This window comes from Halorubrum ezzemoulense DSM 17463 (genome assembly GCF_002114285.1).
Lineage (GTDB): Archaea > Halobacteriota > Halobacteria > Halobacteriales > Haloferacaceae > Halorubrum > Halorubrum ezzemoulense.
Genome location: NZ_NEDJ01000015.1, coordinates 24,715 through 41,324, shown reverse-complemented (window position 1 = coordinate 41,324; position 16,610 = coordinate 24,715). Strand labels below are relative to the sequence as shown.

The 16,610-nt window shown below is 69.8% G+C and carries 21 protein-coding genes and 1 pseudogene; 14 read left to right on the top strand and 8 right to left on the bottom strand.

All coding sequences use genetic code 11. The features are described from left to right. The first annotated feature begins 68 nt into the window (after positions 1 to 68). From B9H04_RS06385 to B9H04_RS06375, 3 genes are read left to right on the top strand one after another with little or no spacing between them, the layout of a single operon-like run. Positions 69 to 311: a FeoA domain-containing protein gene (locus B9H04_RS06385; RefSeq protein WP_049932791.1), complete on the top strand. Its 243-nt coding sequence runs from the start codon at positions 69 to 71 to the stop codon at positions 309 to 311. Further along, complete coding sequence (gene feoB / locus B9H04_RS06380; RefSeq protein ID WP_085682549.1) at positions 308 to 2,209, top strand: ferrous iron transport protein B; 1,902 nt, start codon at positions 308 to 310, stop codon at positions 2,207 to 2,209. Before B9H04_RS06385 ends, feoB begins: the two co-directional genes overlap by 4 nt. Next, a complete protein-coding gene (locus tag B9H04_RS06375; protein ID WP_049932794.1) occupies positions 2,206 to 2,424 on the top strand; it encodes a hypothetical protein in 219 nt (72 codons plus the stop codon). Before feoB ends, B9H04_RS06375 begins: the two co-directional genes overlap by 4 nt. A 104-nt stretch (positions 2,425 to 2,528) precedes the next feature. Here the strand turns inward: B9H04_RS06375 and B9H04_RS06370 are convergent, their stop codons facing one another. Then, positions 2,529 to 2,708, bottom strand: coding sequence for a hypothetical protein (locus B9H04_RS06370; protein WP_049932795.1), 180 nt, complete (start codon positions 2,706 to 2,708; stop codon positions 2,529 to 2,531). Between the two features lie 228 nt (positions 2,709 to 2,936). Here B9H04_RS06370 and B9H04_RS06365 point away from each other — a divergent pair, with 228 nt between their 5' ends. From B9H04_RS06365 to B9H04_RS06355, 3 genes are read left to right on the top strand one after another with little or no spacing between them, the layout of a single operon-like run. Next, positions 2,937 to 4,361, top strand: coding sequence for a cytochrome ubiquinol oxidase subunit I (locus B9H04_RS06365; RefSeq protein WP_085682552.1), 1,425 nt, complete (start codon positions 2,937 to 2,939; stop codon positions 4,359 to 4,361). Beyond that, positions 4,354 to 5,358, top strand: coding sequence for a cytochrome d ubiquinol oxidase subunit II (locus B9H04_RS06360; RefSeq protein ID WP_049932797.1), 1,005 nt, complete (start codon positions 4,354 to 4,356; stop codon positions 5,356 to 5,358). The genes B9H04_RS06365 and B9H04_RS06360 overlap by 8 nt, the downstream gene beginning before the upstream one ends. Position 5,359: 1 nt before the next feature. Then, positions 5,360 to 5,605 carry a hypothetical protein gene (locus tag B9H04_RS06355; RefSeq protein ID WP_049932798.1) on the top strand — a complete coding sequence of 82 codons (246 nt, stop codon included), beginning with the start codon at positions 5,360 to 5,362 and terminating at the stop codon, positions 5,603 to 5,605. Positions 5,606 to 5,627: 22 nt separating this feature from the next. Here the strand turns inward: B9H04_RS06355 and B9H04_RS06350 are convergent, their stop codons facing one another. Further along, positions 5,628 to 5,867, bottom strand: a complete 240-nt coding sequence (locus B9H04_RS06350) for a hypothetical protein (RefSeq protein ID WP_049932799.1) — start codon at positions 5,865 to 5,867, stop codon at positions 5,628 to 5,630. Between the two features lie 139 nt (positions 5,868 to 6,006). Here B9H04_RS06350 and B9H04_RS06345 point away from each other — a divergent pair, with 139 nt between their 5' ends. From B9H04_RS06345 to B9H04_RS06325, 5 genes and pseudogenes are all read left to right on the top strand, one after another. Then, the gene (locus tag B9H04_RS06345; RefSeq protein ID WP_085682548.1) at positions 6,007 to 6,726 is read left to right on the top strand and encodes a helix-turn-helix domain-containing protein; all 720 of its coding nucleotides are present in this window, start codon (positions 6,007 to 6,009) and stop codon (positions 6,724 to 6,726) included. Further along, positions 6,723 to 7,653: pseudogene (locus tag B9H04_RS06340) on the top strand (sulfurtransferase). Before B9H04_RS06345 ends, B9H04_RS06340 begins: the two are co-directional and overlap by 4 nt. Before the next feature lie 237 nt (positions 7,654 to 7,890). Further along, positions 7,891 to 8,256 (top strand): winged helix-turn-helix domain-containing protein, encoded by a 366-nt coding sequence (locus B9H04_RS06335; protein ID WP_049932801.1) that lies wholly within the window; start codon positions 7,891 to 7,893, stop codon positions 8,254 to 8,256. A gap of 149 nt (positions 8,257 to 8,405) precedes the next feature. After that, a complete protein-coding gene (locus B9H04_RS06330; protein ID WP_049932802.1) occupies positions 8,406 to 9,188 on the top strand; it encodes a CBS domain-containing protein in 783 nt (260 codons plus the stop codon). 97 nt (positions 9,189 to 9,285) lie between these two features. Further along, positions 9,286 to 10,338 (top strand): ABC transporter ATP-binding protein, encoded by a 1,053-nt coding sequence (locus tag B9H04_RS06325; RefSeq protein WP_085682547.1) that lies wholly within the window; start codon positions 9,286 to 9,288, stop codon positions 10,336 to 10,338. A gap of 88 nt (positions 10,339 to 10,426) precedes the next feature. On the opposite strand, the gene B9H04_RS06320 is transcribed toward B9H04_RS06325, so the two are convergent. From B9H04_RS06320 to B9H04_RS06310, 3 genes are read right to left on the bottom strand one after another with little or no spacing between them, the layout of a single operon-like run. After that, positions 10,427 to 11,311: an ABC transporter permease gene (locus B9H04_RS06320; protein ID WP_085682546.1), complete on the bottom strand. Its 885-nt coding sequence runs from the start codon at positions 11,309 to 11,311 to the stop codon at positions 10,427 to 10,429. Position 11,312: 1 nt separating this feature from the next. Further along, positions 11,313 to 12,242 (bottom strand): ABC transporter permease, encoded by a 930-nt coding sequence (locus B9H04_RS06315; RefSeq protein ID WP_085682545.1) that lies wholly within the window; start codon positions 12,240 to 12,242, stop codon positions 11,313 to 11,315. Further along, positions 12,243 to 13,451 carry an ABC transporter substrate-binding protein gene (locus tag B9H04_RS06310; protein WP_049932806.1) on the bottom strand — a complete coding sequence of 403 codons (1,209 nt, stop codon included), beginning with the start codon at positions 13,449 to 13,451 and terminating at the stop codon, positions 12,243 to 12,245. 188 nt (positions 13,452 to 13,639) lie between these two features. Between B9H04_RS06310 and B9H04_RS06305 the strand changes: the two genes are divergently transcribed. The 3 genes from B9H04_RS06305 to B9H04_RS06295 all read left to right on the top strand — a co-directional run bounded on the left by B9H04_RS06305 (position 13,640) and on the right by B9H04_RS06295 (position 15,530). Next, on the top strand, positions 13,640 to 13,873 hold the full coding sequence (locus tag B9H04_RS06305) for a glycine zipper domain-containing protein (RefSeq protein WP_049932807.1): 234 nt from the start codon (positions 13,640 to 13,642) through the stop codon (positions 13,871 to 13,873). An 87-nt stretch (positions 13,874 to 13,960) separates the two neighbouring features. Continuing rightward, complete coding sequence (locus tag B9H04_RS06300) at positions 13,961 to 14,899, top strand: NOP5/NOP56 family protein (RefSeq protein ID WP_049932808.1); 939 nt, start codon at positions 13,961 to 13,963, stop codon at positions 14,897 to 14,899. Beyond that, positions 14,892 to 15,530 carry a fibrillarin-like rRNA/tRNA 2'-O-methyltransferase gene (locus tag B9H04_RS06295; protein WP_049932809.1) on the top strand — a complete coding sequence of 213 codons (639 nt, stop codon included), beginning with the start codon at positions 14,892 to 14,894 and terminating at the stop codon, positions 15,528 to 15,530. Before B9H04_RS06300 ends, B9H04_RS06295 begins: the two co-directional genes overlap by 8 nt. Here B9H04_RS06295 and B9H04_RS06290 read toward each other — a convergent pair whose 3' ends face one another. The 3 genes from B9H04_RS06290 to B9H04_RS06280 form a co-directional block, all read right to left on the bottom strand. Beyond that, positions 15,531 to 15,725 (bottom strand): helix-turn-helix transcriptional regulator, encoded by a 195-nt coding sequence (locus B9H04_RS06290; RefSeq protein ID WP_049932810.1) that lies wholly within the window; start codon positions 15,723 to 15,725, stop codon positions 15,531 to 15,533. Then, on the bottom strand, positions 15,722 to 16,138 hold the full coding sequence (locus B9H04_RS06285; protein WP_049932811.1) for a DUF2178 domain-containing protein: 417 nt from the start codon (positions 16,136 to 16,138) through the stop codon (positions 15,722 to 15,724). Before B9H04_RS06285 ends, B9H04_RS06290 begins: the two co-directional genes overlap by 4 nt. A 140-nt stretch (positions 16,139 to 16,278) precedes the next feature. Then, on the bottom strand, positions 16,279 to 16,587 hold the full coding sequence (locus tag B9H04_RS06280) for a cyclin (protein WP_049932812.1): 309 nt from the start codon (positions 16,585 to 16,587) through the stop codon (positions 16,279 to 16,281). Between the last annotated feature and the right edge of the window lie 23 nt (positions 16,588 to 16,610).

The following is a 16,610-nucleotide window of genomic DNA, read 5'->3' as shown; positions in this document are numbered from 1 at the left end:
AGCGGTTTATATAAGACTCCATAATGTGCCGTGCCGCACAACACGCCCGTCGTTTTAGGTAGGCCTAAATGGTGGTCGCGCTGGCCGACATCCCGTCGGGCGAGTGGGTGGAACTGGTCGACGTGCCGGACGGCGAGCGCCGCGCTCGGTTACTGCGACTCGGCCTGCTGGACGGCCGCGTCGAGTGTCGCCGCCGGATCCGCAACGGTCCGGTCGTCGTCAGGCGTCGCGGGACGGAGGTGGCGCTCGGGCGGTCGCTGGCCCGGGAGATAACCGTCGAGCGATCGGCCCCCGACGACGCACCGCGATGACGGCGAGCGGGGACGCGGACCGCGGGCCCACATCCGGCGACGCCGAGGCGTCCGCGGCGCTGGTCGGCGCGCCCAACGCGGGCAAGAGCGTGCTGTTCGGACGGCTCACGGCCGAGTACGCCGACGTCTCGAACTACCCCGGCACCACGGTCGAAACGACCGCGGCGACCCTCGGGTCGACCCGCCTGATCGACACGCCCGGGGTCCACGGGATATCGTCGTTCTCTGAGGAGGAGCGGGCCACGAGGGCGGTCGTCTTGGAGGCGGACGCGGTCGTGAACGTCGTCGACGCCACGCGGCTCGACCGTGACCTGTTCGTGACGCTACAGCTGTTGGACATGGGCGTGCCGACCGTCGTCGCGCTGAACATGATGGACGAGGTCGAGGCCGACGGCGTCGAGATCGACGTCGGCGCGCTGGAGGCGACCCTCGGCGTCCCCGTCGTCCCGACCGTCGCCGTCACCGGCGCCGGCGTCGACGAGTTGCGCGATCGGCTCCCGGAAGCGACCGCCCCCGAGTCGACGCCCGTCGACGCGTACTACGACGCACTCCCCGACGGGATCGAGGCCGGGCGGGCGGAGAAGACACTCCTCGTCGAGGGCGACGAACCGACGGCTCGCCGCGTCGGTGCCGGCGGCCTCGCGGCCGACGGGGGCGACGCGCCGCCCGCCGGCCTCGGAGAGCGGGAGGCGGTGTATCGCGAGCGCCGGACGCGCGTCCGGTCGGTCGTCGAGGCGGTCGAACGGGGTCCCGCTCCCGGACGGAGTCGCGGGGGACGGCTCGGAGACCTGTTGCTGCGGCCGGTGACGGGGATCCCGATCGCGCTCGCGCTCCTCCTCGCGGTGTTCTACGTCATGGGGGTGCTCGTCGCGCAGCGCGTCGTCGGCTACGCGGAGACCGTGGTCTTCGGGCGATACTACACGCCGGCGGTCGAGGCGACCGTCGCGGATCTGCTCCCGGCGCGCGGGTGGGCCGCGCCCGTCGAGTTCCTGCTCGTCAACGATAACCTAGGGCTGCTGACGGTCACCGTTCGGTACACCCTCGGGGTCCTGCTCCCGCTCGTGGTCGCGTTCTACCTCGTGATCGGGACGCTCGAAGACGCCGGCGTCCTGCCGCGACTCGCCGTGGTGACGGACAGAGGGCTCGACAGGATCGGGCTCAACGGCCGCGCGGTCGTCCCGCTGATCGTCGGCGTGGGATGCGTGACGATGGCGGTCGTCTCCACCCGAATGGTCGGGTCGCGCCGGGAGCGGCTCATCACGACGGCGCTGCTGGGCCTCGCGATCCCCTGCTCGGCGCAGATCGGCGTCGTCGCGGGGTTGCTCGCGGAACTCGGGGTGGTCTGGTGGGGCGGCTACGTGGCGGTGCTACTCGGGGTCCTCGGGGCCGCCGGCGTCGTTCTCGACCGGACGCTCCCCGGCCGACAGGACGCGCTGATCGAGCAGCTCCCGCGGCTACGCCTCCCCCGCCCGACGAACGTCGCCCGGAAGACGGCGAACCGGACCGCCGCGTTCCTCGGGGAGGCGGCCCCGGTGTTCGGGGTCACCGCGGCGGCGGTGTCGACGCTCGAGTACCTCGGCGCGCTCGACGCGATAGTCGGCGCGCTCCGGCCGCTGACCGCGGCGCTGGGCTTACCCGCGTCGTTCGGCGAGGTGCTCGTGTTGGGACTGATCCGCCGCGACTTCGCCGCCGCAGGGATGACGGGCCTGACGCTGTCGGCGTCACAGACCTTCGTCGGACTGGTCGTCGTCACCCTGTTCGTCCCGTGTATCCTCACGATGGCGATGATCCTCAGGGAGCGCGACGCGCGGAGCGCGCTCCTCGTGTGGGTCGGCTCTTGGGTCACGGCGTTCGCCGTCGGCGGCGGCGTCGCGGCCGCCTTGGAGGTGATCGCGTGATCTGTCCCCGCTGCGAGTACGAGTTCGATCCGGCGAACGGGCTCTCGTGTCCGCGCTGCGGCGCGCCCGCGTCATGTTCGGGCGTCTCCTGCGCCGAGTGCGGCGCGTGTTCGTCGCCCTTCGAGCGACTCCGCCGACGGCTCGCGGAGCGACTCGCAGGCGAGCCCCGTCGCGACCAGGACTCCTCCGGGGACGACCCCGCGAGCGAGTCCTGACGAACGCCGGTGCGAGACGGCGCGGGTCGCGGTCAGGCGCTCTGAGAAGCCCCCGTCGCTCGCGCCGGACGCTCGGCCGGGCCGTCGCGGAGCGGGCGTCCGGGTCAGCCGACCGACTCCCAGTTCCGGTACAGCGCCACGCCGAACGCGAGGACGATCCCGCCGACCCCGACCTGCCGGCCGACCGTCCCGAAGTCGCCGTCGAGGCCGGCGACGACCGCTCTGACGGTCATCACCACCGTGACGAGCGCGACGAGCGCCAGCACGGCGTGCCGTGTTTCCATGCGTGAACGCAGTCGCCTCGCCACCCAAGACGATGGCTTGGCGCAGGACAACGTCGGACCAGCGGGCGAGCCGCCGCGTCGTCGCCGCCGAGAGGGCGGCGGCGGGCGCTCCGCGGCCGGTTGTCCTGTGCCAACTCCGGGGTTATGGACGAGGAATGCGCAGTGTTACGCGAGGAGACCGCCGCGTCGCGCGCCGGAGTGAACTTTCCAACCCGGACCCACCACGACATGATCGATCCAGTACTCGCAAGCCGATTCCAGTTCGCCCTGACGACGATCGTCCACATCATCTTCCCGGTGATGAGCATGGGACTGGCCCCGTTCCTGATATACTTCACCTGGAAGGACGTGCGGGGCGGCGACCCGGTGTACGAACAGCTGCGTCGCTTCTGGACGAAGATATTCGCCGTCTCGTTCGTCGTCGGGACGGTCACCGGGATCGTCTTAGAGTTCGAGTTCGGGACCAACTTCGCGGCGTTCTCGACGACCGCCGGCGAGCTGTTCGGCGGCCCGCTCGCCGTCGAGGGGATGATGGCGTTCATGCTGGAGGCGACGTTCCTCGGCGTCTTCGTGTTCGGTCGCGAGCGCGTCTCCGACCGGTTGTACCTGGTGTCCAGCCTCGCCGTCGGGGTCGGCACGTGGCTGTCCGCCGTCTGGATCCTCATCGCGAACTCGTGGATGCAGATGCCGCGCGGCTACGAGCTCGTGACCGAGAACGGGCAGGAGGTGGTCCACCTCGTCGACCCGCTCGCGGCGTACCTGACCCCCCGGTTCGGCTACATGTACGTCCACATGCAAAACGCCGCCGTCGAGTCGGTGGCGCTGTTCATGGCGGGCGTCTCCGCGTACTTCGTCTACCGACACCACGTCTGGGGACACCAGACGGAGAACATCGCCTTCTGGCAGAAGACGCTCAAGATCGCGCTGGTCGCGCTGCTGATCACGGCCCCGCTACAGGTGCTTCAGGGCGACCTGTACGCGCGGCACGTCTACGAGACGCAGCCGCAGAAGTTCGCCGCCATGGAGGCGGTCTGGGACACCGAGGCGTACGTCCCGGAGTACATCTTCGCGATCCCGACGGACCTGAGCCAGTTCACGGACCCCCGCGCGAAGGAGCTGTTCGGTCTCGGCATCCCGGGCGGGGCGTCGTGGCTCGCCAGCGGGGGCGACGCGACCGCGGAGATCCGCGGACTGAACACGTTCGAGACGGAGGCGCCGCCGGTCGCCGTCGTGTTCTGGTCGTTCCGCGCGATGGTCGGGATGGGCTTCTGGTTCATCCTGCTCGCGTTCTGGGGCGGCTACCGGTGGTACACGGGCGAGCTGTTCGAGGACGGGCTGCTCCACAAGGCGCTGATGGCGTCCAGCCTGCTCGGCATCGTCGCGGTCGAGCTCGGGTGGGTCGTCACCGAGGTCGGGCGTCAGCCCTGGGTGATCCAGGGCGTGTTGAAGACGAGCGAGGGGGTCTCTCCCGGTCTCACCGGGACGGAAGCGATGGTCACGCTCGCCGGGTTCGTCGGCGTCTACGCCGGCATCCTCGCGCTGTACACGTACGTCGTCGCGCGGGTGATCCGTGGGGGGCCCCCGAGCGTGCGCGAGCTGCGGTCCGCGGCCGAGCGCGACGCCGCGCCGGGGGAGGTGCCCGGCGATGACTAGCGCCGTCGACGCGCTCGCGGCGGGCCCGGTGCTCGGCCTGCCGCTCCCGGAGCTGTGGTTCGCGCTCGTGTTCGCGATCCTCGGAACGTTCCTGTTCCTCGACGGCTTCGACTTCGGCGCCGGCGCGATCTTCGCGACGCTTCGCGAAGACGAGGCGCGCGAGGCGGTGCTGTCGGCGATCGGGCCGTTCTGGGACGGGAACGAGGTGTGGCTCGTCGTCTTCGGCGGCGCGCTGTTCGCCGCCTTCCCGTCGGTGTACGCGGGGCTGTTCAGCAGACACTACCTGCTGATGTTCGGCATCCTCGGCGCCCTCATTCTCCGGGGACTGGCGCCGGAGATGTACGAACAGCGCCACGACGCGCGGTGGCAGCGGTGGTGGGGGCGGTCGTTCGTCGCCGGCAGCGTCCTCGCGCCGTTCCTCCTCGGCGCGTTCGCGGGGAACTGGCTCGCCGGGAGCCCCCGGTCGCTCACGCTCGTCGGCGTCGTCACCGGGATCGCCGTCACGGCGCTGACCGTCGTTTCCGGCGCCGCGTTCCTCCGCTTGAAGGCCCGAGACGCGCTCCCCGAGACGGTGACTGAGATCGGCGTCGGGGCCGTCGCGGCGTACCTCTTCGCGGTCGTCGCGACCCTCGGCGCCCTGGCGACTCGGCTCCCCGCCGGCGTCGACGCGCTGCTATCGCCCCCGGTGCTCGCGCTGGTCGCCGCCTCCGTCGGGCTCGGCGTCGGCTACGGCGTCGCGCTTCGACGCGGGGCGGACCTCGCCGCGCTCGCGGCGGCCGCGGGACTGACGTACGGGCTGACCGCGGTCGTCGCGGTCCTCATGTACCCGCGCATCGACCCGGCGACCGGGGCGACGGTCGGGGAGGCCGTCGTCTCGACGCTGCCGCTGAACCTCATGTCGATCGGCGCGGCCCTGCTGTTGCCGCTGGTCGTCGTGTACTTCGCCGTCCTGTACTCGGCGTTCAGCGGCCCGATCACGGCCGAGGAGGCGTACTGAGATGAGCGACGGCTCGGAGGCGCACGCGCCGACCCGGCGGTCGTCGGTCGGAACGCTGCTGCTCTCGCGCGTGCTCATCACGTGGGCAGAGCTCCTCGTCGTCGGGTTCGGCGGGGCGGTCGCGGGCGGCGCCGCGTCCGGCCCGCCGCAGCTCGTCGTCTACTTCGCGACGGTCCTCGCCGCGGTCGCCGTGTTCATGTTCAACGTCGACCGGCTCGTCGCCGCCCGCATGCGAGAGGCGACGTGACCGGAGTGCGCCGCGCCGAGCGTCAGTCCGACCGACGGCTCGACCGCCTGAACGGACCGACGCCGTGGCGCTTGGCGACGATGCCGAACAGCAGCGCGGCGCTGGGGAGGAAGAGCAGCGCGCCCAGCGCGGTGACGGTGTCGTCGTGGGTCAGTCCGAGGGCGAATCCCCCGATCCCGGCGGCGAGCGCGAGGAGGGCCGGGATGAGGAGACGGCTCCGGAGCGCGGTCGGCGTCTCGCGACCCGAGGGTGAAAGCTCCATACGAGACAACGTAAGTGCGTCGGGCCCATATCACACGCGTTGTCGAGGGACAACTTCCCGCCGGGACGCGGCCCGACGCCGGCGAGGTCACCGTCACCGCCGCGAACCGAGACCGCACGACCGGACCAGTCACCGCCAGATGTACGACTTCAGCTTCGAGATAACGTACGAGCCCGGCGCCGACGAGTACGTCGACCTGTTCATCGACCGCGGCTCCCTCCAGTCGGAGGCGACCTACTCGTGTCTGGACCCCACGGAGCTGTGGAAGCTCGAGTCGGTGACCGGCGACGCGGCCGACCTCGACGCCGTGGACGAGCTGCTCTTAGACGGGTCGGTCGACCGCGAGTCGATCAGCGGCCGGGCGTGTCGCTCGGCCCGCGCGACGAGCCTGTTGACCGAAGAGCAGCGGCGGCGGGTGGCGTACACGTACGTCTCTGACGTGGACTACTGCGAGTCCGTCCCGCTCATCACGGCGAAGTACGTCGACGGGGGCGTCCTCTTCGAGCAGACGCTGTCCGGCGACACGGTCCGCTGGCGCGTGCTGGTCCAGGACGACTCGAAGATCGGAATGTTGTACGACACGCTGTCCGCGAAGCTCGGCGACGGGCTGTCGTTCTCCTTCGAACACCTGACCGAGGTCGACCACTGGGAGAGCGAGCTGCTCTCCCGGCCCGACGTGCCGGCCGAACAGCGCGAGACCCTGTTGCTCGCCGTCGAACGCGGGTACTTCGAGACGCCGCGAGACGTGACGCTCGACGAGCTCGCGGCGGAGCTCGACGAGCCGCGCTCGACGGTGTCGTACCGGCTTCGACGCGCGACCGCGGAGCTGGCGAAACGGTTCGCCGACCAACAGTCATGACCGCAGAAACCCCACCCGACGACGATCAGCGGAAGCCCACAAGCGCGTCGCTAGCGGGGCGGTACCCGACGGACGTGCTCGTCAGCCCCGACTGGGTCGACGCCCGCCTCGACCGGTTCGACGCCGCCGACCCCAACCTGCGCCTGCTCGAGGTCGACGTCAACGCCTCGTTCTACGAGGAGGCACGCGCCCGGCGCCGTCGGCGTCGACTGGCGCACCGAACTCCGGTCGACGGAGGTACACGACATCCTCTCTCCGGAAGAGATGACCGCCTTCCTCGAATCGAGCGGGATCACCGAGGAGACGACCGTCGTCATCTACGGCGACAACCGGAACTGGTTCGCGGCCCACCTGTACTGGCAGCTCGCCTACTACGGCCACCCGGACGTCCGGATCATGGACGGCGGCCGAGAGTACTGGACGGAACACGACTACCCGACCACGACGGACCCGGTCGACCCGCCAGCCGTAGCGTACGGCGACGCGCCCGACGCGCCGGCCAGACCGGCGGTGCGGGCCGCGCGCACGGACGTGCGGGCGGCGCTCGACACGGACACGAAGTTCGTCGACGTGCGCCTGCCCGAGGAGTTCCGGGGGGAGATCACGAAGCCCCCCGGCAGCAACGAGGGCGCGATGCGGGGCGGCCACATCCCCGGGGCGACGAACGTGTTCTGGGCGGAGAACGTCCGGCCCAACGGCCTGTTCAAGTCGCCCGAGGAGCTGGCGGCCGTGTACGAGTCTCGGGGGATCACCCCCGAGGACGACATCATCGTCTACTGCCGGATCGGGGAGCGGTCGTCGGTGACGTGGTTCGTCCTTGAGGAGCTGCTCGGCTACGAACACGTGCGGCACTACGACGGCTCCTGGACCGAGTGGGGGAACATGATCGGCGTCCCGCTCGAAGTGGGCGAGCCCGACGGCGGCTAGCTACTCCCGACGACGACGGCCCGCTGTTGTCTCGGCGGCTGGGTACTGCCTTCGAATCGGGGCTAGCCGCCGCTCTCGGCCGTCGAGACTGGTCGTTGTCCTGCGCCAAACGGTTACATTAGCCGCTGTGCGCGTAAACGTCGGTAATGAGCGGTTCTCACGCCGAGCGGAGGGCGAAGCGCACAGGAGGCCGGGGCGGAGACCGGCGAAGCGAACCCGCATCGCCGGTCGGTGGCGATGAGTGACGCCGGGTCGAAGCGGGGCGAGTCCGGCTCCGTCCGGCGGCTCCTCGACGCGCTGAGCGAGGAAACGAACCGGACGATCCTGTCGGAGCTCGACGAACCAACCTCGGTCGCCGAGCTCGTCGAGGAGTGCGACATCCCGATGTCGACGGTGTACCGGCGCTTGGACACGCTTGAGGACATGGACCTGGTGACGGAACACGTCGCGGTCGACGCCGAGAGGGGTCGGTATCGGCTGTACGAGCGCAACGTGCGCCGCGTCACGATCACCGTCAACGAGGACGGGCGGCTCGGGACCCGAGTCGAGCGCCCGGCCGGGAACCCCGACGAGACGGTGACGTGGCGGCCGGACGGCGAGTGACGGTCGGGCTGGTAGTGCCGGGCGGGCAGAGAGACGATCGGGCGGGGAGGGACGGCCGAACGGCGAGTGCCGGTCGGGCGAAGAGTGATGGCCGCTCGGGACGCCGTCACCCCCGCCCTCTTTTATTCCGCGAGCGTGTACGGCGGACGATGAGCGGGAAACCGACGGTCGGCGAGTACATGACCCGGGAGGTGGAGACGGTCAGCCCGGACGAGACGGTGGCAACCGTCGCGCGCCGCATGGCCGACAGCGACGGGCACAACGGGTTCCCCGTCACGCAGGGCCGCACCGTCGAGGGGTTCGTCGCGGCGGGGGACCTGCTGCTCGCCGAGGACGACGCACCCGTTTTCACGGTGATGACGGAGGACCTGATCGTCGCGCACCCCGATATGAAGGTGACCGACGCCGCCCGCGTGATCTTGCGCTCAGGGATCCAGCGGCTCCCGGTCGTCGACGACGCGGACAACCTCGTCGGGATCATCTCGAACACGGACGTGGTCCGCTCGCAGATCGAGCGCGCGACGCCCGGCAAGGTCGGGAAGCTGATGCGCACCCTCTCGCAGATCCACGGCGTCGACCTCGACGAGGAGCGCCGCGAGGTGGCGATCGCGGACCTGACGCCGACGCAGGCCCGCGTGTACGCCGACGAGCTGGAGGGCCGGCAGTACGAACTCGAACACGGGCTCGCGGAGCCGCTCGTCGTCATCGACAACGACGGGACGCTCTACCTCGCCGACGGGCATCACCGGGCCATGGCCGCCCGTGAAGCGGGCATCGAGTCGATGGACGCGTACGTGATCGTGCCGCGAACGCCGGTCGACCTGGGGATGGCGAAGACCGCCGAGAAGGAGGGCCTCCGCGTCGTCGACGACATCGAGATCGTCGACTACGCGCGCCACCCTCTCGTGGAGACGACGAAGCGGCTTCAGTGAGGTGCCGACCCGGATGTCTTCGGGTTCCCCGCTCCGAGGGCGTTCGCGGTCCCGTCCGGCGATAGATTGATATAGCTGCTGTCGGGACGAGTGGCACATGACAACGGGGAACACATTGGTCGAGCTCGACGAGGTGACGAAGCGGTTCGGCGACCTCACCGCGGTCGGCGGCATCGACTTCTCCGTTCGAAAGGGCGAGTTCTTCACGCTCGTCGGCCCGTCGGGCTGCGGGAAGCCGACGACGCTCCGGATGATCTGCGGCTTCGAGCACCCGACCGAGGGCGAGGTCCGGATCGACGGTCGGTCGATGGGATCGGTTCCCCCGGAGGCGCGCGCCACGAACCTCGTGTTCCAACAGCTCTCGCTTTTCCCGCACATGAGCGTGGGAGAGAACGTGGGCTACGGGCTCGCAAAGGCGGGCATCGACGCCGGCGAGCGGTCGGAGCGCGTCTCTGAGTACCTCGGGCTCGTCGACCTCGACGGGTTCGAGGACCGCAACCCGACAGAGCTCTCGGGCGGCCAACAGCAGCGCGTCGCGCTCGCCCGGGCGCTGGTCAACGAGCCAGCGGTGCTGCTGCTCGACGAGCCGCTCTCCAGCCTCGACCGGAAGCTCCGGAAGCAGATGCAGGTCGAACTCCGCCGGATCCACAAGCAGACGCAGGGCGGCTTCTTCTACGTGACCCACGACCAGGAGGTCGCGATGACGCTCAGCGACCGGATCGCCGTGATGAACGACGGCCACATCGAGCAGATCGGTCCGCCGGAGGAGATCTACCGCGAGCCCGCCTCGGAGTTCGTCGCGGACTTCATCGGCGACACGAACCTCATCGACGCGCGGACCGCGGAGCGGGACGGAACGACCGTCGCGGAGATCGGCGGCGAGGGCGGGTTCGGCGTGCCGGCCCCGAACCGGACCGGTGAGGTCACCGTCTCGATCCGCCCGGAGGACTTCACCATCGCGAACGGGGACGGCGCCCTACACGGCACCGTCGTCGAGCGGTACTTCCAGGGCGACCAGACGAACTACCTCGTCGACCCCCACGGGGACGTGGGCGAGCTTCAGGTGGTGATCCAGGGCCGCGAGTCGGCGGTCGACACCGGCGCCGACGTCGGGCTCGACGTGGTCGACGGCGCGCCAACGGTGTTTTGATCTGGCCACTCACACCGTCGATTCCCCGCTTCAGTGTGAACGCAGGTCGACGAGGCGGGGGAGAAACCGGGTCCGCTCGCCCGGGGCCTCACCCCTCCTCTTCCGTGACCGTGCCGGCGACGTAACCGGTCACGTTGCCGACGTTCATCGCGACCGCCAGCGCGATCGCGATCCCGAAGACGATGAGCGCGGAGACGGCGTTGAGCTCCGGCGCGTCGAGCTGTCGGATCCGGCTGAACATCCAGATCGTCAGCACGTCCGTGTTGGGCCCGGTGAGGAACAGCGCGCGGATGTAGTCCTCGAACGACCGGATCCACGCGAACAGGAACCCCGCTCCGACGGCCGGGGCAATCACCGGGAGCGTCACGTCCCGGAACACGGTCAGCGGGTCCGCGCCGAGGTCTCGGGCCGCCTCCTCTAGCGACTCGTCGAAGGTGTACAGCCGGGCGGAGACGATGAGGAGCACGAACGGGAGGCCGTACAGCGAGTGGGCCAGCACCACCGTGGCGAACCCCGGTAGGATACCGAGGAGGTTCTGGAAGTAGATCCGGAGGGCCACGCCGAGGATGATGCCGGGGATCACCAGCGGGATGATCCCGAAGGTCCGGTACACCTCTCGGAGGCGGAACCGGTAGCGGGTCAGCGCGAAGCTGGCCAGCACGCCGAGCACCGTCGCGACCGATGCCGCCACCGTCGCGATGGTGAAACTGCCCGCGAGCGAGGCGCGCATTGAGTCGCTACGGAGCGCCAGCCGAAAGTTGTCGAGCGTCAGGCCCTCGAACGGGAAGATCGTCACGGCGTTCTCCGCGAACGCGAGGAAGATGATGATCGCGAGCGGCACCCACAAAAAGAGGAGCAACAGGCCGGAGACGACGTACAGCGAGGTGCCGAGGAGCCGTTCGACCGTCTGGTGCCCGACAAGCCGCTCGGTCGCCCCCGCCGTCTCTGTCGACTCGGACGTCTCGGTCGCCATCTCAGGCACCCCCCAGTTCCTCGATGCTCACGTACCGGAACGCGAGGATCATCGCGCCCACGATCGAGACGAGCACGAACATCGACGCCGCGCTTGCGTACCCGATCGAGTAGGTCCCGGCGACCCGGCTCTCGATGAGCATGCCGATCATCTGGACCTTGCCCTGCCCGAGGAACGTCGGCGTAATGAACGCGCCGACGCTCGGGACGAAGACGAAGAGGCTCCCGCCGATGATCCCCGGAAGCGTGAGCGGGATCACGTGGTCGCGGAGCACCTCGACCCGCGACGCGCCAAGGTCGCGGGCGGCCTCGAGGATCGAGAAGTCGAGGCCGTCGAGGCTCGCGTACAGCGTCAGAAGCATGTACGGGAAGTACGCGTGGGTGAGCCCGACGATGATCGCCGGGACACCGTAGTTGAATATCCCGAGCGGGGCGTCGATCAGCCCCCAGCTCATGAGCGTGCTGTTGATCACGCCGCCCGGACCGAACATCAGGACCCACGAGTACGCCCGGACGAGGTACATCGTGAAGAACGGCAGGAGGACGAAGAAGATGACGACTTTGAACAGCCGCCCGCCGCTCCGTGCCAGCAGGTACGCCAGCGGGAACGCGAGCGTGAGACACAAAAGCGTCGTCACGGTGGCGATGACGTACGAGAGCCACAGCGCCGTGACGAACGGGGTGTTCCAGATCGCGCCGCCGCCGTCGAACAGGGAGCGGTAGTTGTTCAGCGTCGGCTCGTAGACGATCTGGTACGTCAACGAGCTGACCTCGAAGAAGCTCACGGCGACCATGAACGCCAGCGGCGCGACGAGCAGGGTGAGTATCCACGCTGCGCTGGGACCGACCGTGACGCCGAGCCGACTGCGTGGTCCGCTCAGCAGCCTCACCGCCCTCGCCCGCGCGCTCTCGTCCGGCTCGTCTGCGGCCATCTATGCCGCCTTGACCTCTTCCCACGCGGAGACGTACGCCTCCTCGACGTCCGAGTCGATGTCCTTGAGCGAGTACATCCCCTCGAGGCGCGAGGGGTCGATCCGCCCGTACAGCTCGTTCTGCTCCTCGGTCAGCTCGTCGGCCACGTTGGGGTTCGTGCTGGGCGAGAAGCCGGCCTCCGCGAGCGCCGCGCCGTTCTGGGGCGTGATGAACTCGTTGATGACCTCCCAGGCGGTCTCCTGGTTGTCGGAGGCGGCGGAGACGACCGCGGTCTCGTACCACGCCAGCGCGCCCTCTCTCGGGGCGACGAACTCGACCCAGTCGTCGCCCTCGCTGCGCATCTGGACGGTCTCGTTCCGCCCGCTGTGCCCGACGAGGAAGTTGCCCTGGCGGAACTCCTGGATGAACGTCGGGTCGGGGGCGATGTACCCCTGGAGCCGCGGCTTCTGCTCGATGAGCAGTTCCTGGATCTCCGTGAGCTGCTCTTCGGTAAACGTCATCCGCGCCCCGGACATGGCGTCGTCCATGCCGAGGTACAGCGCCGCGGCCGGGATCGACTTCGCCGCCTCGTCGTACATGATGATCTCGCCGTCGAGGTCGGCGTCGACGTAATCCGGCTCGAACAAGATGTCGTAGCTCGGCTCGTGGTCCGGCACGCTCCGGGAGTCGTAGGAGTAGCCGTACCAGCCGAAGCGGATCGGCACGCCATACGCGTTCCCGCTCTCCGTGAACTGGTCGTCGACAAACGACTGGAACCGGTCGTACATCGAGCCGAAGTTGTTCACCACGTCGTTGTTCACCGGCGCGACGAGGTCGGCGTCCATGAACCGCGGGACGAGGTTGTTGTTCGGAACGGCGATGTCGAACTGCTCGTCCTGGCCCGCGCTCCACTGCGAGAACATCTCCGTCGACGACGTCGAGGGCGTGATGTTCAGCTCCACCCCGTCGAGCGTGGACTCGATGTTCTCCTGCATCTCGGCGTACTCCTCCCACGTGATGATGTTGATCGTGGTCGTGCCGCCGCCGCCCATGCTCCCGCCGTCGCCGCCGTCGCCGCCGTCGCCGCCGTCGCCGCCGCTACATCCGGCGAGGGCCGCCACGCCGGCGGCGCCCGCGCCGGCGATGTAGGCCCGCCGACTCACGCGCCGGCCGGTCGAGGTCGATCCGTTGCTTGTGCCGTGAGACCTGTTGTCACGCTCTGACGTCATGTTCCGATGACATATATCGGCAGTTAATAAGTGTTACGCCGTTAACCCCTCGCTAACCCGCGATTTTGCTGTTTCGAACCGGTCGATCAGAGGTCGAGCCGGGTCCGAACGGAGTCTTCTCTCGGACTCGCCGGGGGCGCGGGAGACTCGTCCGTAGGCTTTTGTAAGTTGATGTAGACGTTCCGCGCATGGGATCACGGATTCGACGCGCACTCTCACGGGCGACGCTCGCCGCGGTCGGCGCGGCCGTCGGCGCCGCGGTCGGCGGACTGATCAGTAGACAGGCGGCGTCCAGCGGCGGCGCGCTCGGCGCGCTCGCGGGCGCGACGCTCGCCGACTTCCGGTCAGACTCGGAGGGTGTCTTCGGCGCGCTCCGCCCCGACGAGGACGACGAAGCCGACGAGGCCGACGCGGCGGCGTGAGCGAGGCCCTGTGGCGCGGTCCGTAGGGCGAGCGGCCGCGGGTCGCATCGGGAACGTCTATACCGTCGGGGCGAGTAGCCGCCGGCAATGAGCGACACCGACGCCGGACCGGACGCGAGCGCGGCGTCCGACGGCGGGGAGGGCTGGTTCGAAGCGCTGCCGTCGGGCGCGACCGAAGATACCGATACCGAGAGCGACGCCGCGGCGAGAGCCGCGGCGCGGGTGCGCGAGGGGACGGCCGCGTCGCCCGCCGACTGGCCCGTACGCGCCGTCGAGTCCGGGTTCGCGGCCGGCGCCGACGAGTACTACGACCGGCTCAAGGCCGCGGCGACGCGCGCGACCCGCGAGGCGGTCCGCGAGCGGGAGCGCGCCGACGACGCGCAGCTGATCCACGCGGTCCGGGCCATGGACGACGCCGAGCGCACCGCGAACGAGCTCGCCGAGCGCGCCGTCGAGTGGGCGGGGAGCCTCTTCGACGAGGTCGAGCCGGGGATCGAGGGAGCGCGAGCGGTCGCGGCGCGCGAACCCGAGAGCGAAGTCGAGCGGCGGGCCGTCTCGCTCGCGGCGCGCGCCGCCGAACTCGACGACGAGCGGGCCGAGCTCGCGGAGACGATCGGTCGGACTGCGCCCGCCGTCGCCCCAAACCTCTCCGAGATGGCCGGCCCGGAGCTGGCCGCGCGGCTGATCGCGCTCGCCGGCGGGTTAGAGTCGCTCGCGAAGAAGCCGTCCGGCACGGTCCAGGTCCTCGGCGCCGAGGACGCGCTGTTCGCGCACCTCTCGGGGCGGGCGCCGTCCCCGAAGCACGGGATCATCTACACGCACGAGTACGTCCGCGGCACCCGACCCGCTGACCGCGGCTCGGCCGCGCGGGCACTCGCCGGGAAGCTGACGCTCGCGGCGCGCGCCGACCACTACGCCGGAGAGCGGCGGTCGCAGCTCCACGCCGACCTCCGCGAGCGGATGGCGACGATCCGAGCGCGGGCGGACACCGACGAGCCGGATGCCGCGGAGGCCGACGATGAGTGAGCCGACCCTCCCCGACGGCGTCGAACGGCGTGAGATAGCCGGCGAGGAGCGGTTGGCGACCCGCGGCGAGCCGGTGTACGGCGAGCCGACCGCCGACGGCTGGCGCGCGTGGGACCCAGAACGGTCGAAGCTCGGGGGAATGCTCGAACTCGGGCTGGAGACCGGTCTGACTGGCGGCGAGACCGTCCTCTACCTCGGCGCCGCGAGCGGCACCACGGTGAGCCACGTCGCCGACTTCGCGGGCCCCACCTACGCGGTCGAGTTCGCGCCGCGCCCGGCGCGGGACCTGCTCGACGCCGCCGCGCCGCGCGACCGACTGTTCCCGCTGCTCAAGGACGCGCGGAAGCCGGAGACGTACGCGCACGTCGTCGAGCGCGACGTCGACGCCGTCGTTCAGGACGTGGCCACGCGCGGGCAGGCCGAGGTGGCCGCCCGCAACGCTCGGTTCCTCGCCGACGACGGGCGGCTGCTGCTCGCGATCAAGGCGCGCAGCGAGGACGTGACCGCGGCGCCGGAGGCGGTGTTCGAGGGGGCGCTCGACCGGCTCCGGGAGGCGTACGAGATCGTCGAGACGCGGCGGCTCGACCGGTTCCACGAGGACCACCTCGGCGTCGTGGCGACGCCGAAGTGATCAGTCGTCCGGCTCGAAGACGTCCTCGATCCGGCAGTCGAAGTGATCCGCGAGCGCGAACGCCAGCTCCAGCGACGGGTCGTAGCGCTCGCGTTCGATCGCGTTGATCGTCTGGCGGGTGACCCCGACGACGGCGGCGAGGTCGGCCTGGCTCTCGTCGGTCTCGGTGCGTTTGTCAGGGATGTCGTTTCTCATGTGCGCCGCTTGTAGTAGAGGTGGGACGCGCCGAACACGACGAAGACCCCGAAGAGGGTCCAGGTCGCGCCGTAGAACTCGCCCGGGAGCGTGACGAGGCCGCTCTCCTGTAATGCGAGTCCGCCGGGCGTCCCGAGGACGAAGACGTATGCGAAGACGTTCATCGTTGTCTGGCTGGCCTTGCGGCTGATGGTGCCGTCGCGCTCGTCGTACAGTTCGACGGGGCTGAACCGCTGGACGAGCCCCATGCCGAGGCCGCCGGCCCAATACAGGGCCACGCCGAGGACGAAGCGGTCGACCGCGATACCGATCCACAGGGCGAGGATACCGGCGCCGAGCAGACCGTACGCGATGCGTTTGTAGCGTTTCCGTGAGGAGGGCCGAGTCGCCGCGGAGGTCGTGTGTTCGCTCATGGGTGGAGGTAAAGCGAGCGGGCGTCGGTGTAAAGCTCGCTTTACAGTAAAGGAGACTTTACGTTAGAGAATAAATCTGTCGCTGGCGATCAGTCCGCAGACATTCCGCGACAGCGACGTCAGGAGTGCTTTTTGAGGGGTCACCACGACGGCGGCGAGAAGCCGGCGTCTTCGAGGATCGGCTTCCACCGCTTTTGAACCGAGAGCCGCGAGACGTCCATCGCGTCGGCGACGGCGGACTGCGAGCGCTCCTCGCCGCGGATCAGACTGGCGGCGTAGAGGCTGGCGGCGGCCGCGACGCGCTTCCCCCGGTCGTCGTCGGGCGCCCGCGAGAGGAAGAGGTCGACCGCGGTCGAGCGCGTCTCCGCGTCCAAATCGAGCGAGTCGCACGCCTCCTCGACCAGTTCGATCCACGCTTCGTTGTCGACTCGGTCGCTCGCCCGGTACACGCCCCGGGGTAGTCGAGCGAGAA